The 22,311-nt window shown below is 34.1% G+C and carries 21 protein-coding genes; 11 read left to right on the forward strand and 10 right to left on the reverse strand.

The window, feature by feature from the left end; translation table 11 throughout:
- Nucleotides 1–42: 42 nt before the first annotated feature.
- The gene (locus tag MHI39_RS10145) at nucleotides 43–1,314 is read right to left on the reverse strand and encodes a transcriptional regulator (RefSeq protein ID WP_342541200.1); all 1,272 of its coding nucleotides are present in this window, start codon (nucleotides 1,312–1,314) and stop codon (nucleotides 43–45) included.
- A gap of 124 nt (nucleotides 1,315–1,438) precedes the next feature.
- Here MHI39_RS10145 and MHI39_RS10150 point away from each other — a divergent pair, with 124 nt between their 5' ends.
- The 3 genes from MHI39_RS10150 (at nucleotide 1,439) to MHI39_RS10160 (ending at nucleotide 4,219) form a co-directional block, all read left to right on the forward strand.
- Complete coding sequence (locus tag MHI39_RS10150; protein WP_342541201.1) at nucleotides 1,439–2,548, forward strand: dipeptide epimerase; 1,110 nt, start codon at nucleotides 1,439–1,441, stop codon at nucleotides 2,546–2,548.
- 12 nt (nucleotides 2,549–2,560) lie between these two features.
- Complete coding sequence (locus MHI39_RS10155) at nucleotides 2,561–3,265, forward strand: GNAT family N-acetyltransferase (protein ID WP_342541202.1); 705 nt, start codon at nucleotides 2,561–2,563, stop codon at nucleotides 3,263–3,265.
- 102 nt (nucleotides 3,266–3,367) lie between these two features.
- Complete coding sequence (locus MHI39_RS10160; protein WP_078109401.1) at nucleotides 3,368–4,219, forward strand: MBL fold metallo-hydrolase; 852 nt, start codon at nucleotides 3,368–3,370, stop codon at nucleotides 4,217–4,219.
- 252 nt (nucleotides 4,220–4,471) lie between these two features.
- Here MHI39_RS10160 and MHI39_RS10165 read toward each other — a convergent pair whose 3' ends face one another.
- Nucleotides 4,472–4,855 (reverse strand): hypothetical protein, encoded by a 384-nt coding sequence (locus MHI39_RS10165; RefSeq protein WP_071976132.1) that lies wholly within the window; start codon nucleotides 4,853–4,855, stop codon nucleotides 4,472–4,474.
- Between the two features lie 333 nt (nucleotides 4,856–5,188).
- On the opposite strand from MHI39_RS10165, the gene MHI39_RS10170 reads away from it, so the two are divergent.
- Nucleotides 5,189–5,683: a hypothetical protein gene (locus MHI39_RS10170; protein WP_071976131.1), complete on the forward strand. Its 495-nt coding sequence runs from the start codon at nucleotides 5,189–5,191 to the stop codon at nucleotides 5,681–5,683.
- 322 nt (nucleotides 5,684–6,005) lie between these two features.
- Here MHI39_RS10170 and cyoE read toward each other — a convergent pair whose 3' ends face one another.
- Nucleotides 6,006–6,944, reverse strand: coding sequence for a heme o synthase (cyoE, locus tag MHI39_RS10175; RefSeq protein WP_342541204.1), 939 nt, complete (start codon nucleotides 6,942–6,944; stop codon nucleotides 6,006–6,008).
- A 1,022-nt stretch (nucleotides 6,945–7,966) separates the two neighbouring features.
- Between cyoE and MHI39_RS10180 the strand changes: the two genes are divergently transcribed.
- The 6 genes from MHI39_RS10180 to MHI39_RS10205 all read left to right on the forward strand — a co-directional run bounded on the left by MHI39_RS10180 (nucleotide 7,967) and on the right by MHI39_RS10205 (nucleotide 14,618).
- The gene (locus MHI39_RS10180; RefSeq protein ID WP_342541206.1) at nucleotides 7,967–8,809 is read left to right on the forward strand and encodes an aldo/keto reductase; all 843 of its coding nucleotides are present in this window, start codon (nucleotides 7,967–7,969) and stop codon (nucleotides 8,807–8,809) included.
- A gap of 175 nt (nucleotides 8,810–8,984) precedes the next feature.
- Nucleotides 8,985–9,944 (forward strand): LLM class oxidoreductase, encoded by a 960-nt coding sequence (locus MHI39_RS10185; RefSeq protein WP_342541208.1) that lies wholly within the window; start codon nucleotides 8,985–8,987, stop codon nucleotides 9,942–9,944.
- 418 nt (nucleotides 9,945–10,362) lie between these two features.
- Nucleotides 10,363–11,157, forward strand: coding sequence for an SDR family oxidoreductase (locus tag MHI39_RS10190; RefSeq protein WP_342541210.1), 795 nt, complete (start codon nucleotides 10,363–10,365; stop codon nucleotides 11,155–11,157).
- Between the two features lie 413 nt (nucleotides 11,158–11,570).
- Nucleotides 11,571–12,197 (forward strand): alpha/beta hydrolase, encoded by a 627-nt coding sequence (locus tag MHI39_RS10195; protein ID WP_342541212.1) that lies wholly within the window; start codon nucleotides 11,571–11,573, stop codon nucleotides 12,195–12,197.
- Nucleotides 12,198–13,012: 815 nt separating this feature from the next.
- Nucleotides 13,013–13,495 (forward strand): CBO0543 family protein, encoded by a 483-nt coding sequence (locus tag MHI39_RS10200; RefSeq protein WP_058002279.1) that lies wholly within the window; start codon nucleotides 13,013–13,015, stop codon nucleotides 13,493–13,495.
- A gap of 568 nt (nucleotides 13,496–14,063) precedes the next feature.
- On the forward strand, nucleotides 14,064–14,618 hold the full coding sequence (locus MHI39_RS10205; protein ID WP_071976126.1) for an NAD(P)H-dependent oxidoreductase: 555 nt from the start codon (nucleotides 14,064–14,066) through the stop codon (nucleotides 14,616–14,618).
- A 158-nt stretch (nucleotides 14,619–14,776) separates the two neighbouring features.
- Here the strand turns inward: MHI39_RS10205 and MHI39_RS10210 are convergent, their stop codons facing one another.
- The 7 genes from MHI39_RS10210 to MHI39_RS10240 all read right to left on the reverse strand — a co-directional run bounded on the left by MHI39_RS10210 (nucleotide 14,777) and on the right by MHI39_RS10240 (nucleotide 20,866).
- The gene (locus tag MHI39_RS10210) at nucleotides 14,777–14,974 is read right to left on the reverse strand and encodes a CDGSH iron-sulfur domain-containing protein (protein ID WP_058002281.1); all 198 of its coding nucleotides are present in this window, start codon (nucleotides 14,972–14,974) and stop codon (nucleotides 14,777–14,779) included.
- A gap of 192 nt (nucleotides 14,975–15,166) precedes the next feature.
- Nucleotides 15,167–16,582 carry a LysM peptidoglycan-binding domain-containing protein gene (locus MHI39_RS10215; protein ID WP_058002282.1) on the reverse strand — a complete coding sequence of 472 codons (1,416 nt, stop codon included), beginning with the start codon at nucleotides 16,580–16,582 and terminating at the stop codon, nucleotides 15,167–15,169.
- A gap of 103 nt (nucleotides 16,583–16,685) precedes the next feature.
- Nucleotides 16,686–17,609: an alpha/beta fold hydrolase gene (locus MHI39_RS10220; protein ID WP_058002283.1), complete on the reverse strand. Its 924-nt coding sequence runs from the start codon at nucleotides 17,607–17,609 to the stop codon at nucleotides 16,686–16,688.
- An 87-nt stretch (nucleotides 17,610–17,696) separates the two neighbouring features.
- Nucleotides 17,697–17,828 carry a hypothetical protein gene (locus MHI39_RS10225; RefSeq protein WP_278890761.1) on the reverse strand — a complete coding sequence of 44 codons (132 nt, stop codon included), beginning with the start codon at nucleotides 17,826–17,828 and terminating at the stop codon, nucleotides 17,697–17,699.
- A 56-nt stretch (nucleotides 17,829–17,884) separates the two neighbouring features.
- On the reverse strand, nucleotides 17,885–18,781 hold the full coding sequence (locus tag MHI39_RS10230; RefSeq protein ID WP_251345152.1) for a hydroxymethylglutaryl-CoA lyase: 897 nt from the start codon (nucleotides 18,779–18,781) through the stop codon (nucleotides 17,885–17,887).
- A gap of 250 nt (nucleotides 18,782–19,031) precedes the next feature.
- A complete protein-coding gene (locus tag MHI39_RS10235) occupies nucleotides 19,032–20,210 on the reverse strand; it encodes a toxic anion resistance protein (RefSeq protein WP_342541213.1) in 1,179 nt (392 codons plus the stop codon).
- Nucleotides 20,207–20,866: a 5-bromo-4-chloroindolyl phosphate hydrolysis family protein gene (locus MHI39_RS10240; RefSeq protein ID WP_342541214.1), complete on the reverse strand. Its 660-nt coding sequence runs from the start codon at nucleotides 20,864–20,866 to the stop codon at nucleotides 20,207–20,209. Before MHI39_RS10240 ends, MHI39_RS10235 begins: the two co-directional genes overlap by 4 nt.
- A 246-nt stretch (nucleotides 20,867–21,112) precedes the next feature.
- On the opposite strand from MHI39_RS10240, the gene MHI39_RS10245 reads away from it, so the two are divergent.
- The gene (locus tag MHI39_RS10245; protein WP_342541216.1) at nucleotides 21,113–22,300 is read left to right on the forward strand and encodes an acetyl-CoA C-acetyltransferase; all 1,188 of its coding nucleotides are present in this window, start codon (nucleotides 21,113–21,115) and stop codon (nucleotides 22,298–22,300) included.
- Nucleotides 22,301–22,311: the final 11 nt, after the last annotated feature.

Raw genomic sequence — 22,311 nt, forward strand, 5'->3', positions numbered from 1 at the left:
TTAAATCATATAGAGCTGTCTAAATAGGCAGCTCAGTTATGCTTACAAATAATAGATGGGTAGCGTAAGTTCGTATATTGCTCGTGGGCGACCTTGCTGATAGGTCATTTCTTCTCCTACTATTTTTGCTGAACCATGATCAACTAGTTTTTTTATTATTCTTTCGGTGGAGCGGCGTGTGATTTGTAAATACTCCGAAAGATCTGCTGCTGTAAATTGAAGATGTTGACGAGAGCGACTAAATTGAATGATCTTTGACAGATTTACAGGACTGAGTTTCATGTCCTTTGCTATTTGTAGAAGTGCAGGATGATCGTTTTTTAGACGATAGACTTTATTCCCTTTTGGAAAAGGACCAAGCAACTCCTTCGACTCTGTTAAAATAAATCCAGTGCTCGAATTCGCATGATTTTCTGCAAAGCTTCTTGCAATGATGGCATTTTGCTCTGCTTCCATTATGGTTTTACCATATCCGAAGCCAATAGAGATGGGATCCATAAAATTCGCTATAAAGTCTGAAAAAGCATTATCTGCCATAAATGATTCAATATCTCCACGTGTGCTGTAAAGTAAAAAATTTGTTTGAGTTATTTCCTGTAATGTGCTATGAATTGCCTGTGCTAAGTTATGAAGTGCATTTATCTGTGAATTTGCCGGAACAAGTAGAGAAACCGATACGACTGCGATTGCAGTAGAGCGACTATTGGTATATTCAGCAAGTGTTTTTGCTCTTTCTAATCCTTTAACTAATGAATGTGTAGGATCAATCATTTTTTCTGTTGGAACACCGAGCTTCTGCAGTTGGTCGTAAACGGCATGAATACTTGTTAAGGCAATATCAATTAAGCCTAATTCGTAGCGCGAGTGATGATATTGTATAATTTGTGTAATATCAAACTCATTTGGAAGCATATCCTCATAATCAATTACATGTTGTGGGGAACGAAAGATACCGATATCTCTTAAAACATTCGCGACAAATGATGATCTCATTAAATCAATAGATATTCGATCAACGTGGATGTTCTGGTGATATATAATAGAAAGTAAAGATGTAGCTATAACTGATTCATCTTGTTCTAAATAAATACAAGGAATGGGCAGTTGCTCATGACTTTCCTTAGAAAAATAGTAGGGTAATGCTCCTGAGAAAAAGACAATATCACATGGTTTCAATTGTTGTATAAGCTTAGTGGCTTGGGATGGTTCTGTATAAATATATGGTTCAATCTCAACATTCTCTATTTGAGGTATAATTTTTACTAAATGGTCGATAAAATCTTTTGAACCAATAACAGCGATTTTGGTTGGCATGTTAACATCTCCTACATTCCGTAATTTAGCGACTACTTAGCGACATTATATCAATTGAATAAATATATTGTAAATATTCTTTATTATAGAGTCATTTTGAATGAAAATGAGGAGGGGTTATAGAATGGAAATAACAGGAATGAAACTATTTGCAATACACTTACCACTAAAAGTGCCGTTTGTGGTGAGTTATCATACATACGATTATATGCCGTCTATTATTATAAAACTAGAAACTGACGAGGGAATCTTCGGTTATGGAGAAGCTGTCGCAGATGAGCATGTAACCGGTGAATCATGGGAAGGAACCTATCAAACGTTAAAACATACACTTGCCCCAGTAATTATCGGATGTAATCCAATGAATCTTGAAAAATTGCATGAAATTATGGATAAGACTATTTACTTTGCACCATCCGCAAAAGCAGCGATTGATATTGCGTGCCATGATATTATAGGGAAAAAATTAGAACAACCCGTGTATCAATTACTTGGTGGTCGTTATCATGATGAATTTTCGATTACTCATGTATTAAGTATTGGTGAGCCTAATGAAATGGCAAAGGAAGCAGCAGCAATGGTTAAACAAGGGTATAACTCATTTAAAATGAAAGTTGGTACTGAGGTTAAGCAGGATGTCATGAGAATTCGTGCTGTTAGGGATCGAGTTGGGGAGGATATATCTATTCGCGTGGATGTAAACCAGGGCTGGAAAAATAGTGCTAATACATTAGTAGCCTTACGTTCCTTAGGCGATTTAAACCTTGATTGGATCGAACAACCCGTACTTGCTGATGATATTGATGGTATGGTAGATATAAAATTAAAAACTGATATCCCACTTATGATAGATGAAGGATTGAAAGGAACACGTGAAATGCGTGAAATCATTCAAAAACGAGCAGCAGACAAAGTGAACATTAAACTAATGAAATGTGGTGGGATCTATCCAGCGATGAAACTGGCACATCAAGCAGAAATCGCAGGAATAGAATGTCAAATTGGTTCAATGGTTGAATCGTCCATTGGTTCTGCTGCTGGATTTCATGTTGCTTTTTCTAAAAAAAATATTACTAGTGTTGAATTAACCGGTCCTTTGAAATTTTCAAAGGATGTTGGTAACCTTCAGTATGATGTTCCAATGATTCGATTGACCGAAAAATCAGGGCTAGGGATTGATGTGAGTGAAAAGATTGTGAATGAGTTAAGTGTATTTCAGGACAGAGTTCAGTAAGGAGTGGGATTTATGGAAGTGATTTTCGAAGGAAGTTTATGTAATGGACAGGAAACGTTTTATGTTATTCCGTTATCTATCATACATATAGAAAAGATATTAGACTTACAAGAAATTGTGATTGATGCTTTAGAGGATAAAGGTATGTTACAGCCATTATCTAGAGAAGAATTTGCGTATATCTTGAATGGAAATGGTCTGATGATTGGTGCGTTTTTGGATGAGAAATTGATTGCCTTTCGTGCCCTCTTAGTACCAGTCATTGATGAGGAACATCTTGGATTAGATATTGGACTTGCTGAAGAGGACTTAAAAAAAGTAATCTATCAAGAAATTTCAAATGTTCATCCTACCTATCGTGGGAATCGGTTGCAGCAAACTTTAGCTACACTTATTATGAAAGAATTAGCACGGAAGAAATTAGCTTATTCATATCTTTGTTGTACTGTTGCACCATATAATATTCCTAGTTTAAAAGATAAATTTGTCCAAGGTATGCATATTGCTGCTCTAAAGGAAAAATACGGTGGTCGTTTACGTTATATTTTCACAAAAAAAATAGACGAACCCTGTGAAAAGTCTTTAGATGAAAAAGTAAAATTGAACATAAAAGATATAAAAGGCCAGCAAGAGCTTTTAGCATTCAATTGGAAAGGAACTGGAATGGAAGTTCAAAACGGTGAGTACTGGATTGAGTATAGTAGAATAGGTAAATGAACAGATCATCACTTGTTCACCTTATTTTTAAACGCTTATAATGATGAGTAAGATTGTTTAATAGATGATTTAATCCATACATTGTTAAGGAGGATATGAACTTTGCAAAAGCTACAAAAAATATCTGACCACTTCCTATATCTACCTCCATATCAAGAAACAGATCGCCCGATTTTGGCTGCGGTTAAAGGATCTCAGAGAACTTTATTAATTGATGCTGGAAACTCGGAAAATCACGCGAAGCTGTTTTTGAAGCAACTTGAAGAAAGACAAATTAAAGGGGATTATTTAGCACTTACACATTGGCATTGGGATCATGTGTTTGGTATGAGTGAGATGACTGTTCCGAAAATTTGCTATGCTGAGACTAAGGAAAAGATTAAAGAAATGCAGCTCTTATCTTGGGAGGATGAGTATTTAGATGAGCGTGTAAAAGAGGGAATTGAAATTCCATTTTGTGCAGATGCCATAAAGAAAGAGCTTGGAAATAATCGCGTGATTCACCTTCCAGTTCCTGAAATTACATTTGATTGTCAACTGACGATTGACCTTGGTGGAGTGACATGTTTCATCGAACATATTGGAGGGGATCATTCATCAGATTCTAGTATCGTTTATATCCCAGAGGAAAAAGTGCTTTTTCTTGGGGATTGTATGTATGCAAATCTTTATTCTGAGAAATGGAATTATACGGTCGAGGAAACACTCCAGTTATTGGACAAACTTGAAAAATATGATGCAGAAATAATTTTTCAATCTCATACACCTGAGCCATTAACGAAAAATCAGTTTAGTTCCCAGCTCAGTCTATTAAAAAATACAGCAATCCTTACTGAAAAATATGCTGGAAATGAACCTTCAATCATTCAAGAATTGTCGCAGATAATTAAAAGGCAATTAAATGAAGATGAGTTAGAAACTATTCGCTTTTTTGTGAATGGTTATTCCTTATAGAAAAAAGAAGAGAGGCATGAAAGGCTTTTATCTCAAACATTGTTGCTATTTAAGTAAAGTTTTAACGATTAACTATCGGCTAAAAACTGCTACATCTATCATTTCACTGAGAAAAAAGCAGCAATTTCCAAAAGAATCGTTAAATCCTTTATTGGGTGTAAAGGTGTAAAAGCCACTAAGGCTTTTATAAAAGCAACAACCTTTACGAAAACAGCCCATGATAAAAAAGAAAACGGTCTAATTTATATTGTTTTACAATGTATCAAATCGCCTTCTCTTGCTTTTTTTCCTTTGAAGAAATATTTGGATAAAAGAAACGGTAAATACAATCCATAAAATGGGATTCGTGAGCGAGATTCCAGAATGAGATTCCCCTCCTAAAAATGTTAAAGCTCCTATAAAGGCGATTGAAAAAATGTGAAAAAATAATTGTGCAGGAAAGACATTTTGTTCGGATGAATTTTTTATTTGGTCCTTTATTAGCCCTATAACGAATAAAATGAGAATGGCAAAAAAGAATATCCATTTTTGAAAAGGTGTTGAAGGAAATACAGTCGGAAAATAGTCATAACAGAGCGCTAGACTAAAGACAATATAAAAAATTAAATCCAAATAGTTGGCTTTCATAAAATTCATTCAGCCCACCTCCTAAATTATATACTTCTAATTTTTACGTCCCTCCTTGCCATAAAGTTTCATACTCTCTCTAAATGTTTTGTCCTGATCGAATAAAAGCAACTCCTTTGTAAGCGTGATAGTTGAAATCTAATGACATACTTGTTTTTTTAGAAATTCTGTTTTTAATCGACCGAAGTTGCAAAGATCTGAAAAATTTCAAGCTTCTCCAGGGTTAGAAGTGGAAAAATTTTGAATGTTACATTTATTATAACATCATTTGAGGTTAATTATGAAACATTTAATCATTAAAAACGTCTAGTATTAATAATTGGTGAGTAGAAGGGAGTTAAAATGAAGAACATATTTTTCTTTACTCTAATATTTGCTTTATTAATTTTTTTGAACGCTTGTGTAAAACCCTCTGATCATAATATTTCAATTAAGGATTACTTGTTGTCAAGTGAACAAAGTTTACCTGAACAATTTAATAGAGGTGAAAACCATTTTTTGATGCAAATAGCTAGTACGAAAAATGAGAACAAAAAAATCTGGAAGGAATATAACAAAGATAAAAATCTACCAGAAATCGATTTTGAAAAATATGACATATATTTTTTGGGGCTAACTGAAAGTGGGAGTTGCCCTACAAATATTAAAGAAATTAGAATTGATTCTTCAATAATGAATATTATGTTATCTACAAAGGATGGGGAATGTACCGCTGATGCAAAACCAAAAAACTTTGTTTTTAAATTGGATAAAAATATATCAAGTAAATTAACGAATATTGTCATTATTGATGGTAATGAAAAAATAACTTTAGATATGAAAGATATAAAACATTGAATAATCTTTAGAGAATTTAGAAAGTCAATAAACTAAGTGCAAAGCGTATAAACATGGATGTACTAAACAAGTTAATTGAACAGGTTTAAAATCCTAATGTCATCTTAAGTTAATTTTGATGAGGATAATGAACTTTGCTCTTAAAGGAATGAATTATTGGAACTTAGATATCCGAAGTGGTGGGGAAAAAGCATTACAATGAATGTCACATATGAATCAATCAGGAAAAATAGTTGGAATCGGTATTAGGGGAAAAAATTGCTTAGAATTGAAATAAAAAATAGGACCGATCCATGATAATCTGTGATCGGTCCATGATCTACTAAATATATGTCCGGATAATAGAGTAGACAATGATAATTGCAAATAAAATGGTTAAATGATTGAGTGAAAATATAAACATTGTTTTTGCCCATTTTTCAGGACCCATTTTTTTGTAGCTCATAATACTTAAAATAAACCATGCTACACTTAATACTAGCGCGACAATTGTAATGCTAAGACTGAAAGTAATAAATAGAAAGCTTGCTGCAATCAATGCAATTAAATATATATTTGTTTGCACGAAGGTACGTTTAAATCCTTTTACTACTGGTAGCATCGGTACATTCGCTGCTTTATAATCATCATACTTTCGAATAGCAATCGCATAAAAATGTGGCATTTGCCAAAGGACCATGACTGCAAAAATTCCAAATAGTGCGGGATGCATCATATCAGAAGTAATGGCGGCCCATCCGATTAGCGGAGGCATCGCTCCTGAAATGCTTCCAATTTCTGTATTATAAATGGTTCTACGTTTTGACCACATAGTATATGGAATGACATAGAAAAATAAGCCTAGAAAACCAAAAAATGCTGCTAGTGGAGTTGTGAAAAATAGTGCAATGAGTCCAACTAGTACCATGAAGATACCTAATAAGAGTGCAGTTTTTGGTTGAATCGCACCTGTTACAGTTGGGCGATTTTTAGTTCGATTCATAATGGAATCGATGTCACGATCATATAAATTATTAAAAACACCTGCTGCACCTATAACTAAAGCTGATCCAATGATTGCTAGTATAATTTCAGGTAGCTTTTCAAAGGGTCTAATATGGTTTGTATATAAAGCTAATGCTAATCCAGCAAGCATCGCCATTAGATTTGATTTAATTATGCCTGTTTTTACGGTTTCTGCCAAAACTTTTGACAAAGCCTGTTTTTGAATCGTTGAAGAGGTATGTTGAATACCTTTCTCGATTTTTACATCACTTCGCATGTTTACCCTCTTTCCTATATATCAGGTTAATCTATTCTCTAACTGTTCTTTACCAGTTTATCATAATTCAAGCATGAAAAGCATGTTCAGTTATGAACAATCTGCGAAGTATATGAAAGTGGGTTTCATTTCCTGTTAATTATTTATTAGCAGTATTATTAATGAACTTATGGAGGCATCTGTAGGGTCTTTTTTTGTTTCTTCTATAATAAGCCTATATAATTTCTCATAATCCTCTTTATTAACAGGGCAGAATTGCATGTACAATATCCTATAGGTAAACTTGGTTACTTAGTTTTAGTGAAAATTTTTCCTTGTTACCCCTTCCTGGAAATCTTCTTTCTAGACTTAGAAATTTGCAGAAGCTTTTTATATATAATTCTATTATTCCATTCTGTTTTCATTCACCTCATTGTTAGGTTAACACTTTCTATGAGATGGAAGGCAAAAGTTGTTTAAATTAACTTGTTCGCATTTTACCATGTCAAATAAAAAAATAAACACTTCCATTTACCACCAGTAATTTCAAGTATGCTTCAACCAAAATACGATCCTTTTAGTAGATAATTATTCTTTTGATTAATATTTATGGGCACCTAAAAGTACCTATGTTACTCTCGGGTTCTTATATAACTTTGAAGTGCGTACTTACTTTTATAAAATACATTGCTTATAATACTTCTTGCGAACACTTTCTACCAGACTTTTTGAAGTTCCTGTTCAAGGAAAATTTACATCATGACTAGAAAGGAACGTAGATGGAATGGCTCAGTTAACCATTGATGAAAAGAATACATTTGATCAAGATACAAATGATAAGTGGGTCCACTAGCCTGCTCAATTAACATCTAATTTACTTAATTGGATTAAGATCTCATGGTTTTTCGTGATATGATTCCCGGAAATTGGGGACAAAGTGGTATAACGGGAGCAGATAGAGTAATTCCTACAAAAAGTCAGACAACTTAAAAGCGTAAGCATTCGAATAAAAAATAATATCGAGAATATTGGAGGTAAAAGTAATGGTTAAAAATTTACAGGATACAACTACTTTGCATAACGGAGTAAAAATGCCTTGGTTTGGTATTGGAGTATTTAAAGTGGAAGAAGGACCCGATTTGGTTCATGCGGTAAGAGCAGCCATAAAGAATGGCTATCGTAGTATTGACACAGCAGCTATCTATGGAAATGAAGAAGGCGTTGGACAAGGCATTCGTGAAGGAATTCAAGAAGCAGGAATCACCAGAGAAGATTTGTTCGTGACTTCTAAAGTTTGGAATGCTGATTTAGGATATGAGTCTACTATTCAAGCCTATGAAACAAGCTTAAAAAAACTTGGGTTAGACTATCTTGATTTGTATCTAATCCATTGGCCAGTAGAAGGGAAATATAAAGAGGCATGGAGAGCATTAGAGACTCTTTATAAAGCAGGAAAAATTAAAGCTATTGGGGTAAGTAATTTCCAAACACATCATCTTGAAGAATTGATGAAAGATGCGGAAATTAAACCGATGGTAAATCAAGTAGAGTACCATCCACGATTAACTCAAAAGGAAGTTCAAACGTTCTGCCAAGAACATGGTATTCAATTAGAAGCGTGGTCACCATTAATGCAAGGGCAATTATTAAATAATGAAGTTCTAGCTGAAATTGCTACTAAATATAACAAGTCCGTTGCTCAAGTTATCTTACGTTGGGACCTACAAAACGGAGTAGTAACTATTCCAAAATCAACAAAAGAGCATCGAATTATAGAAAATGCAAATGTATTTGACTTTGAGTTAACCAAGGAAGATATGGAACGTATTGATGATTTAAATCAAAATCATCGAGTAGGTCCAGATCCTGATAATTTTGATTTCTAATGAATCTATGTTTCACTTGTATGCCCAAGTAAGTCACAGTATTTTAATAGCGAAAGTCACCTTTAAAAGGTGACTTTCTTTATAAGGAAGAAGAATCATCATTTGATGTCTCCCAAAAGAAGGGTTCTCTGAGTTATTCATAAGGCATTTTGTTAAGAAAGAAGGATAAAAAGCTATGAGTATATTCTCTAAGCATTATGGATATAGTCGAATGTATAAAGAAGGGGAGTTGACCCTAGGACTCCATATACCATTAGAAAATTATCAATTTGAAACTCCCAAGATGGAAAAACAAGTGGAGCTATCTCAATTAGCTGAGTCTTACGGTTTTACTGGTTTATGGCTTCGAGATGTCATATTAGATGATCCATCGTTCGGTGACCCAGCTATCGGACAAATATATGATATGTTAATTTATTTAACATATTTAGCAAGCCATACAAAAGAAATCGCTCTGGGAACCGCAGCGGTTGTCCTTTCCCTGCGCCATCCTTTACGCGTTGCAAAAGAAATTGCGACAATTGATCAACTGTTTCCAGAACGCTTAATTATGGGAGTTTCTTCTGGGGATCGAAGAGCTGACTTCTATGGTTTAAACGTTAACCATGAGGAACGGGGAAAACGATTCGTTGAATCATTTAATTATTTAAATCAAGTATTATATGAGGAGTATCCATCTATTGAGTCATCTTTAGGATTAATTCAAGGAAGTAATTTAGTTCCAAAACCTACAAAACGAATTCCAACAATGATTACTGGTTACGCTCAACAATCCATGGAATGGTTTGCAAAGAATGGTGATGGATGGATTTACTATCCTAGAAGTCCGCATTTTCAAGCAGAAGCAATAGAAAAATGGAGACAACTTGTTGCAGAATACCATCCTGGAGTTTTTAAGCCATTTTCACAACCGATGCATTTGGATTTGTCTGAGGATCCAAATGAAATGCCTACGGCTATAAGATTGGGATTCAGGATAGGGCGTAATAGATTAATAGAATTATTGAATATTTACAAAGAAATTGGTGTAAATCATCTTTTCTTTGCACTTTTTGATAGTAAAAGACCAGCTGATGAAGTTATACAGGAATTAGGGGAAGAGGTTTTGCCTCATTTTCCTGCGATTAAGTTGTAATTCATGAAACTACTTGTTCATTGAATAATAGGAAGTTAGCAACATTATCAGTAATGAACCTGGATTGATGTGCATGCAGGAAGGATTAACAAGATAGTGCTTCACCTGGCTTTTGATTGAAGGAGAGAAGTACATCAACTTCTCTCTTTTTTCCGTTGGTTAAATCCTAATGCCTTACATCGAGTTGTTTCGATTTCTTATGGGTCAATTTTGACGGTTTGTATTTTAACCATCTAATTCGTCATGTCTCTGAAGATATTGATTATCAATGAGATATATAACAATATAGTTGCACATGATGAAGCTACCTTTCTATAAGTAAAATAATCCCTTCAGTTTAAAATAAGGGGGAAAATCCATACTAACCATATTATTAAATATAATTAATCATTTAAAAAGCAATTAGGAGTGATTCAATATGTTTCTGAATTTGAAAGGAAAAACTGCGCTCGTTACAGGGTCAACATCAGGAATTGGTAAAGCAATTGCGATGTCATTAGTAAAAGAAGGTGTTACTGTCATTATTAATGGACGTCGTGAAGAAAAGGTTAGTCAAACAATTAAAGAAATTCAAGAACAGTTTCCTGAAGCTATCCTACAGTCATTGGTTTCTGATTTGGGTACAGAACAAGGATGCCAAAAGTCTATAGAGGAATTTTCAGAAGTAGATATTCTCATTAACAACCTGGGAATCTTTGAACCCAAAGAATATTTTACTATCTCTGATGAAGAGTGGTTTAAAATGTTTGAGGTCAATATTATGAGTGGTGTTCGGCTTACTCGATGGTACCTAAATCAAATGATCCAAAAAAAGGAAGGAAGAGTTGTATTTATTGCTAGCGAAGCAGCCATAATGCCATCTCAAGAAATGGCTCATTATAGCGCAACTAAGACGATGCAGCTCTCGCTTTCACGAAGTTTAGCTGAGCTGACTAAAGGAACAAATGTAACAGTCAACACTATTATGCCAGGTTCTACTTTAACAGAAGGAGTAGAAACAATGCTAAATACCCTTTATCCTCATGAGAAATTGACCATGGAAGAAGCTGAAAGACGGTTTATGAAAGAAAATCGGCCAACCTCTATCATTCAGAGGCTTATTCGACCAGAAGAAATTGCACATTTTGTTACGTTTTTAAGTAGTCCTCTTTCTTCAGCTATTAATGGATCTGCTTTGAGAATCGATGGTGGATTAGTACGTAGTGTGTTTTAATGACAAAAGCGTTACCAGTTTTCAATATGTCTTAGTTAACCATAAATTGAATGGTTACAAGAGCAATTTTTTTAATAGGGAAGTCAGGGTTTATTCCCTCATCTGAAACGACTCAATTAATGGGTAATGTCAGGAAAATGCGCAAACTACATTTAAGGGAGGTCCAGGTTCTCTTTAATCAAATTGAGAAACTTGGGCTTTTTCGTTATTTCCTAAACACGTGTGATTGTGGAAGTCAAATGTCTAAATATTCTACGCGAGAATATCTCGATACAAGGTTTTAAGTTATTATATTATACTAACCATTTTTCACTTAGTAAGATTGAAGAATAACTATTAAGTAGTGAATTATTGACTTTTCTATTGGTAAATTTTTGATTTATAGTATAATTTTATTAAAAGAGGTGTGGAATATGAAGCTTATTAGTGGCAATACGAAATCAACCAACAGGGATATCCCATATAAACATTATAAACATGAAGAGAAATCTAAATCTCTTACTATCATCTTACCTGGTGCAGGTTATACTACTCAGGCACCATTACTCCACTATACAACAGGAATTATGTTAAAAAAAGGTTCTGATATTTTACTTGTAAATTATAATTATTCACAAGAGGAAGTATCTTCCTTAAGTGCAGATGAACATACATCCGATGTTCAAGCAGTGATTGAAACAATTTTAAAAGCTAATGATTACACTGATTTTACTATAGTTGCTAAATCATTAGGTACAATTGCGTTGACTCATCTTTTGAATTATCCGAAGTATCACGCAGCAAAGGCTATTTGGTTAACTCCTTTATTACAGCGAAACGATGTTTATAATGCTTTATTAAATAATAAAAATCAGGCACTTTGTATTATTGGTGATAAGGACCCTTGTTATATCTATGAAAAATTTGAAGAAATTAAAAACAATAATATATTAAAAACAAGTTTAATTGAAGGTGCTAATCATAGTTTAGAGATTGAAGGTGATATTTTTAAATCAATTGAAGTGCTTAAGGATGTAATGGTTAAAGTAGATGAATTTTAAAACTGTGTCGTTAGCACACAGTTTTTTATTTAATGAATTAGTGTAATGACTTGTGAAAGGAAATAAGTGCTACAGAAAACATTTTTGTTTTACCAGAATGGAGAAGAAAAGGAATCGCTAAAGCGGTAATAACAGAAGCTTTAAAGTTCCTAAAAAACAAAGGAAAGAGTGAAGACACTTTAAGTGTATTTGGTGATAATGGAAGGGTTATATCCTTATATAAATCATTAGGTTACAAAATGTTATATACCATTATTGAGTTTGGAATTAACTTATAATCTTCAAGCATTTATTTTACATAAGAGAGAATCTAGATTATCTAATAGAATTTTATCCTCTTGTACGATTAAAGGACATGATAGGATCAAATGGTATATCATGTAGATATAAATGAGTGGATTAAATTTATCCAACAAATTTAGGTTGTTTGTATTGCATTTACATTGCATTAATCCAAGGAGGATTAATGCTTTTTTGGTTGTAGTTTGTTCTTGAGCTAATAAAGGGGAAGAAGAGTTGAAGAGCAAGATTTTCCCTAAAAGGTGCTTTTTAGGTGCTGTCTACATAAGAATTACTGTAGGAAAAATAATTCATTGAACTCATTTCAGTGTTTTGGGAATGTAGGAATATATTGTGAATTTGCACTCTATTTATACATCATACAGAAAAATGTAATGCTAGAATACTGTAAATGTTTTCAGGTAAAAATAATATAGATGATAACCTCTTACCTATATATGACATTTTTAAAATTATTTAAAGTAGATGCAAATTATTTAGGAAATTGTAAATAAATCCTTGAAAGGATGTTATTAATGGAAAAAAGATTATTACACTTACTATTTACTCTATGCATGCTGTGCCTCCCATTTTTATTTAGAGGATCAAAAATGAGAGAAAATCTTGTTGTTTTTTTCTCAAAAGGAGTTATCGCAACCCTTATAGATGCTTATGTTGTAGGTACTAAAAGGATAGAGTATCCTGTTCGCCCTTTCCCCAAAATTTTTAAAACCAATATTGTTTATGACATACTGTTTTTCCCGCTTTTAAGTGTAATCTGGGTTAAATTATCATATAATGACAGTTTTGGAAAAATCCTTTTAAAAAGTCTACTTTTTAGTGTCCCTATGAGTTTAGGCCAATGGTATTTAGAAAAATATTCAAAATTATTTAAATGGAAAAAATGGTCACCGCTTCATACATTCGGAAGTGTAAGTTTTACTTTATTTACGATTAGAGGTCTTGTCGGATTAATTAAGATGTTAGATAAATTTAAGCATAATCAAAATGTAACCTAATATTTCTGCATTGTTCCTACTTAGGGATATTTTTAACTCATAAATATCTGTTTCTACTAACCGCTAATACCTTTATTGAATGTAAAAGTCGACAATAGAGAAGCAATAATCTATACGAAAACAGTCTTTTAGAAAAACCCAACAAACTGTAATGAATGATTTTAGTTATGAATTAGTTTGTTGGGTTATTGTTGAATGAAAAATTAAACTACTTTATTGAAAAAGCTGCTTAATAACTTATAAAGATTAGTTTATATTCAAAGGTAAAGCCGATAATTTTTTTTGATATTGTTAATTTATTAGAATCAATATTTTTATTATATATCTTAAAATAGAGATTTTCGCGAATGTAATTAAATGAACTAGTTGTTCATATAAAAGTATAAGATTGCATAATGTAAGAAATTAAGTTTAGAAAATATATGAAGCACATATTAGAAAAAAGATGGAGCAACGAAATTAAACGATTGCTTAACTGTTTGAAGAATGATTAGCAATCATTTAAGAGATAATAAAAAGGAAATCTATGTTATTATGTCCAATAAAAAAACAGAGAGGAAAATGGATAATGACTAAAGTTGGTATTTTGGTTGGTAGTCTTCGGAAAGAATCTTTTTCAAAAAAACTTGCAGCAAATGTTGCAACTTTATTCCCAAATGGATATGAAACAGAATTTGTTGAAATAGGAGATTTGGCATTATATAATCAGGATTTTGACGATGAAAACAATGCTCCGCCAGAGTATACGACCTTTCGTAACAAGATGAAGGAAATGGAAGCCGTATTATTTGTAACTCCTGAATATAACCGTTCAATACCTGCTGTATTAAAAAATGCATTAGATGTGGGTTCTCGTCCTTATGGAGCAAGTGTATGGAATAACAAACCAGCAGCAATTATCAGTCAATCTCCAGGTAAATTGAGTGGTTTTGGTGCTAATCATCATTTACGTCAACCTTTAGTATTCTTAAATATGCCAATACTTCAGCAACCTGAGGCCTATATTGGAAATGTCGCTGATATATTGGATGAAGATGGTAAGATAAAAGATGAAGGAACTGTTAAATTCCTACAATCCTTCGTTGATGCGTTTGTTGATTTAATTAAGAAACATCAAGAATAAATAATACATGTGGATGTATATTGTAATTGAGCATTATCTCCGACCATTTGTTTTTTATACAAAGGAGATTATTAAAATGAAGGTGAATATTGAAGAATCAAAAAAAGAATCACGAATAATTCGTAGGAATGACTTCGGATTCTTTTTTTAGTAAATATTTATTTTGCACGAACAACAGATTCAAAATGCCCTTTATGGGAACCATCACAAAAAGGCTTCTTCATAGATAATCCACAGCGGCATAATGAAAACGACGGCTTAGTTTCAAACACATTTCCTTCTGCGTCAATTAGTTCCACATCCCCCGTTATGCGGTAGGATCCATTATCATTTACTTTAATTTGTACTTTAGACATTAACAACATCCTTTCTATAATTAACACTCTATTATGATGGTATAAGGAAAAAGTAGAAAAAGCAACTAGGTAAGATGGATATTATTTCTAATGTAATTTATCTTAAGGTTTTTTAACTACTTTTGGATGATTGTAAGAGAAAATAATGATTGACAAAACTGATTCCGATGTTATGAAAATGCAGGAAAAACATTAAATAAGTTTGCGTGCATTGAAATTATTTTGTTGTACGAGCCAGTTTTGTGGGAAAGGGATTCCAAGCACCCAGTAGCTAATCCCCCGAAGTCGATAATTTTTTACAACGTCAAACTTTGCTTGAGCACTACGTGCATCTTCAAACCATACTTCATGCTGTTGACCATTTTCATCAGTATATCGGAAAAATGGGGATTGATAGGTCGTATTATATTGAATACTGGCACCATACTTACTTGCTAAGCTCAGAGCTTGCTGGGAGCTAACTGTTTTTGCAATGGTTCCTTCCTTCCAGGGGATCTTCCAATCACGACCATAGAGTGGGGCTCCCATCATAATTTTTTGACGAGGAATAACTGTAACAGCATAGTCTAGTACTCGCTTCACCTCGTTAATCGGTGCAATTGCCCAAGGTTTTCCACCAGCCCATCCCCATTCATAGGTCATCAAAACAATAAAATCAACAATTTCTCCTTGTGCAGCATAATCATGTGCTTCATATAATATCCCTTTTTGATCAGTAGATATTTTGGGGGCGAGTGCGGTAGAAACCAAAAATCCTTCAGGGTGCAGTTTTGTAACAACCTGTCTGAGAAAATCATTATAGTTCTCACGATCTTCTGGATACACATATTCAAAATCAAAATTCACCCCTGAATAGCCCTTTTCACGCATTATAGAAAGCAATTGATCAATCACTGTATTTTGAAGCGAGGGATTTCTTAAAATAGTTGCTGCAAGATCAGAATTAAATTCGCTATTTGTAAAATTTGTAACAACCATTAGTGGAGCAACCTGTTCCACACGGGCAGCATCCAAAACGGCTGATTCAGTTAAGTCAGTGAGGCTTCCATCTTCCTTTATTGAATACGTAAAAGGAGATATATACGTTAAGTATCTACCTAATTGCGTTACTTCACGAGCTCCACTTTCACCAAGTGAGGTAATATAAGCATTTACTTCTTTTATAGGAAGGGAGGTTTCTGGGATTCGTAAAACCTGCCCAACATAAAGATTCGCAGGATTTAAAACGCGATTGATTTGGATAAGAGAAGTGATACTGATACCATAACGTTGAGCAATTGACCATAGGGTTTCACCTGAACGTACGGTATGGTACTGAATGGGAATAATTAATATTTGACCTACCATTATATCGGTTGGATTGGAAATCTGATTTATATCAGCTATAGCTTGAACGGTCGTTCCAAATCGCTGGGCAATAGACCAAAGATTGTCCCCAGGTTGAATAACGTATTCATGTCCTGAAGCAGGAATAACAAGTGCTTGCCCAATGACTAATACATTGGGATTGGGCAATTGATTGGCCGTAGCGATTTGATTTATATTGACCCCATATCTCTGAGAAATCACACGAAGATTTTCTCCTTTTTGTACTACATGAATGTTCATTTCAATCTCTCCCTATTTTTTTCCTTAATATTTACTGTATTCATAGACAGGTGCGGATGTTTAGAAAAAATAAAAATAGGAAGAGAAAATCTTAACAATCCTTTTAACTACATGCTTCATTAACATATTTCGTTAAGAATTCGTCAATGGTTTGATCGTATTCCTCCCGATTTTCATTAAAGGATTGTGCATGTGCTCCATTGCTTGCCATAAAAAGCATTTTAGCTCCTTTTTTCTGTTTAAATAATTCTTTCGTCATTTCTGGAAGTATATAATCATCTTTTTCACTATGTACAAATAAAATGGGCTTCTGTATATTTTTTATAACCTGTATAGGTGAAACATTTTTTAACGAATAACCATCGCGCAATCGAATAAACAAATTTGCCAAGGGAAGAAACCATTTTCCTGGAAGCTTAATCTCATTAGAGATTTGATACGCTAATAATTCACGAAAATCTGAGAATGGGCAATCAACAATATAAAAATTGGCGCGATCTTCTAGCATCCCTGCGTATAAAAGGGTAGTCGCAGCACCCATAGATTCGCCATGAATACCAAATACGATATCCTCTCCTTCAATGGAAAGAAGGGCATCAACTACAGCTTTTAAATCATGTTTTTCATAATAACCATAACTCGTAGTTTTTCCGCCTGTTTCTCCATGTCTTCTATGATCATAAATGACAGCATTGAAGCCTTTTTCCAAAAATAAATTCATATATTTAATGGAATTTACTTTATTTTCAGTAACCCCGTGGCAAAAAATCATATATTTTTTGACTTGGGGGAAGGGCCGGATAAATAAAGCTTTAATTTGGTAGCCGAAAGGGGAAGGAATCATAACCTCTTCTTTCGGTAGGGCATCAAAAGAAACAGGGTCGACCCGTTTAGCATGAACTTCACGATCGTATACATACTTTTCATCTTTTTTTGTTATATGCATAATACGTTCGGAAAGATAGAGACCCAATCCAGTTGTAGCTAATAATGTGGCACCACCGAAAATGGACAATCCTTTTTTCATAGTGAGTTCCTCCAATGTTTATATTTTTCCTATATTTTACCATATATAAAAAGAAACTGACTAACAAAGTCAGTTTCAACTAGCAAGTTATTGTTTGGAATTTTGTCTTTTAGTCGGGTGAATGGCCTGCTCTAATTCTTCAGCAGCAATCATCTTTTTTGTTGTATCACCTGTTGGTTTCCCTTTTTGACTATAGCCCTTTTCACGTTGTTTAGTCATTTGACAATCCTCCTTATTTGCAACGATACCCTTAAAATGAGCAAAAGAGGAGAAAACTATACTGATTTCTTAGCTAGTTGATAATAACCACTTTCGATTGGTCGAGCAATCATAGGTGCGATCACATCAATGGCATTTACGAGTTTATCTAATTCAATTCCTGTTTGAATGCCAATTCTTTCAAGCATATAAACAACATCCTCAGTTGCAACATTTCCAGTTGCTCCAGGTGCAAAAGGGCAGCCCCCAAGTCCTCCAGCAGAAGTATCGAAACGATCAATGCCAGCCTGCAGAGCTGCAAAGATATTTGCTAAAGCCATTTTCCTCGTATCATGGAAATGAGCAGTTAAAAGAGTAGCTTGCAGCTTTTCTTTTAATTTTGAGAACAGTGCAAAGGATTCTGTTGGTACAGCCATGCCAATCGTGTCAGCTACACTAAGCTCATCGACACCAGCAGTGACAAATTCTTGACATAATTTAATAGTGGCTTCTTCCGAAACTTTTCCTTCAAAGGGACAGTAAAAAGCGGTGGAAATACAGGCTCGAACAAAAATATTCTTTTTCTTTAATTCTGCAATAATAGGTTTTAGTTCTTCCATGCTTTCCATCGTCGTTTTATTAATATTTTTCTTATTAAAGCTATTGCTAACCCCAACAAATACTGCTACTGCATCACAACCAAGTTCAAGTGCACGATCAACCCCTTTTCGATTGGGGGTTAAAACCAATTTCCTTCGAATATTGAAATTTGAAGATACGATACTAGCCGCATCCTGCATTTGCGGAACCCATTTCGGAGATACAAACGAGGTGATCTCCATTTCTTGTATTCCAGCATCAGATAAATTGTGAATAAATTGTTCTTTTACTTCGGTAGGTACAAAATTCTTTTCATTTTGAAGTCCATCGCGAGGACCAACCTCAATAATTGTTACTTCTTTAGGTAATAACATGAAATCTCCCTCCCAATTTCATTTTAGAGGGAAATAAAAGAATTGCAAGAATAATTAAAAACAAAGCCCTGAATGAGAGCTTTGTTTTTAAAGTAGGCTATTCTATCACACATGTACTATTTAACTAACTAATAATTTAGTATTGAAGCCTTTTAACCTCTTCATTTCAATTAGAAAAGGGCTGGAAAATTCATTCGAATCGCTAAATTTCTTTATTATTAGCATTAACATTTACGAAAACCGCACAATATCACGATTTTAAATTAAGCAGTTTTTGTTTTAGTTCATTTTCCATGGTCATAAGTTCTTGTTCCGCCTGGTAACGTTTAGCACGACCTTCCTGCTGAATACGTAGAGTTTCTTCTAGTGTGGAAACAAGATTTTCCTGTGTTTTCTTAAGTGTTTCGATATCTACTAAACCACGTTCATTTTCTCTTGCCGTTTCAAGCGTATTTTGCTTAAGCATCTCAGCATTTTTTAGAAGTAAATCATTCGTAGTTTTCGATACCTGTTTTTGTGCCTCCACTGCACTTCGTTGACGAATCAAGGTTAATGCAATCGCAATTTGATTTTTCCATAAAGGAATTGCGGTCATGATTGATGATTGAATTTTTTCAGCAAGTGCTTGGTTCGTATTTTGAATCAAGCGAATTTGAGGTGCGCTCTGAATTGTAATTTGTCTGCTTAATTTTAAGTCATGAAGTCGCTTTTCCAATCGATCTGCAAATTGGATCATATCATTGACGTCTTGAACAGCCATTTGATCTCCAGTGGCAGCCGCTTTATTTTTTAATTCTGGTATTGTTTTTGTTTGTAATTCCTCAAGCTTGATTTCACCAGCTGCAATATAAATATTCAACGCATGGAAATAATCCTTATTTTTTTCATATAATTGTTCAAGCATTTGAACATCAGCAAGAAGAGTTTTTTTCGAATGATCGAGTTTTACACTTATTCGATCAATTTGGGCACCAGTCTTTTGATATTTTGATAGTACCTCTTGAATAGAATTTGAAATCTTACCGAACATGCGAGAGAATAACCCTTTTTTCTCAGGTGTTAATTCGTCAGGATTTACATCATGTAATTTTTTCATTAAATCACTAAGAATATCGCCAATCTCACCAATATCTTTCTTTTGTACATGATCAAGCATGGAATGAGAAAAATTTAAAAGCTTGGATTGTGCTTGAGTTCCATATAAAATAATGGATTGATGATTTTTAGGATCAATTTGCTCAGCTAATTGAATAGCCTTCTGTCGGTTTTCCTCGGGAATAACATCGATTAAGCGGGTTGGTTTTTCAGCTTCTGTTTGTAACGGTGTATCATTAATAATCAGTTCTTTATCACCAAAAGGGTTAGATAAAAGGTCATCCATCCCGTCACTTATATCTTCTTGCCATAATGTTTCTTTTGTTTCACTCATTTAGTAGATCTCCTTTCATCATCTTTCGTCAATGGATTTTTTAATGTTTTTAATGAGCGTTTTGCTACATCTAATTCAAATTCCAGATGTTCAATATCATTTGAAAGAACCTCATATAAATCTTTCTCGATCGATCTTTTCAAATCCTTTAATGTATCACGAGTTTCGTTCAATGAATAATATAATTTATCATTTTTAGCAGGTTGAGACGCTAAAAAGGAATATTTTTCAGATAGCTCAACTACAGAATCAAGATGATAGAAATAAAACTTTTCCGCTTTGAAAAAACGCTGTGGTTCTTTTTTTATAATCGACTGGATGCGTTTGACCAAACGAATAATTTCAAACATTTGTTTAAAAGAACCGATACTCCGAATACTAAAAAATACCTTTTGTAGTCGTGAGATTTTCTGTTGAGCCTCTTTTAGATTTTTTATAATATATGCATACTCTTTCCTTGTTAATTGATGCCTCTTTAAGAAAACATGGTCTGTATACCATTTAGTGGCTACGTAAGTAATCACTCCTCCACCTAATGCACACAATGCGGAGATCCAAAAAGTTTGATTAAATGCGAAATTGCTTACTAGCCAAATAATAGTCATCGTAGGAAGAGTTACAAAAAATCGTAACATGAATGCTAAAAAGGGGTGCATAACTATCGACTCCTGTCTAAAGAACTAATACATCATTATATACGGTTATCGTAAAAAAAAGTTTCATTGCATATTATTATAAAGGAGTATGAAGTTGAAATAAATACATCTTGAGAAGTAGTCAACCATACTCCTGTGGAAGCAGTAGAAAAGAATTGCGAAAATTAAAGGAATTTCTTATTTTTTAGCGAAAAATAAAATGGAGAATGCTTTTAAAGTACTATGTTCAGCAGGGGAGGAGAAAACATGGAAAAGCAAGAAGTTGTCATTGTAAGTGCTGTACGTACAGCGATAGGTAGCTTTAATGGTACATTAAAAAATACATCAGCTACTGAGTTGGGTGCAATTGTTATTAAAAGTGCACTTGAAAAGGCGGGGGTTAGTGGTGATCAGGTAGATGAAATCATTATGGGAAATGTACTTCAAGCAGGACTTGGCCAGAATCCGGCACGTCAAGCTGCCATTAAAGCTGGTGTTCCTGAAAGCGTTTCCTCCATGACGATTAATAAGGTTTGTGGTTCAGGATTAAAAGCGGTTCACTTGGCTACCCAGGCAATAGTGGCAGGGGATGCAGACATTATTGTCGCTGGTGGCATGGAAAATATGAGCAGAGCTCCATATCTATTGAATCAGGCGAGGGATGGGTTTAAAATGGGCGATCAAAAGCTTGTAGACAGTATGATTCAAGATGGTTTATGGTGTGCTTTTAATGATTATCATATGGGAATTACCGCGGAAAATCTTTGTGATAAATATCAAATTACACGGCAAGAACAGGATCAATTTTCAAGTGACAGTCAATCAAAGGCAGTAAAGGCAATCGAGGCAGGTAAATTTCAGGAGGAAATTATTCCGATTGAAATTCCGCAAAGAAGAGGCGAACCAATCGTATTCGATACGGATGAATATCCGAAAAAAGGAACGACACCTGAAAAATTAGCGGGATTGCGACCAGCCTTTAAAAAGAACGGTTCTGTAACAGCAGGTAATGCTTCAGGAATTAATGATGGGGCAGCTGCCGTTGTTGTCATGTCACGGAAAAAATGTGAAGAACTTGGTATTAAGCCGCTTGTAACAATTAAAGCCAATGCAAGTGCAGGGGTTGATCCGAGTATTATGGGGATTGGACCAGTAGCTGCAGTAAATAAAGCATTGAAAAAGGCTAACCTTTCTTTAGAGGAAATTCATTTGATTGAGGCGAATGAGGCTTTTGCCGCTCAGAGCCTTGCCGTTGATCGCGAACTACATTTTAATAAAGATATATTAAATGTGAATGGTGGTGCGATAGCACTTGGTCATCCAATTGGAGCAAGTGGAACTAGAATTTTTGTAACGCTAATCCATGAAATGTTAAAAAGACAAGCGAAAACAGGTTTAGCCACTTTATGCATCGGTGGTGGACAGGGTGTTGCAACAATTGTTGAATTAGCATAATGCAAGAATAG

Origin of the sequence: Heyndrickxia sp. FSL K6-6286 (assembly GCF_038630395.1) — a bacterium.
GTDB classification, from domain to species: Bacteria; Bacillota; Bacilli; order Bacillales; family Bacillaceae_C; genus Heyndrickxia; species Heyndrickxia oleronia.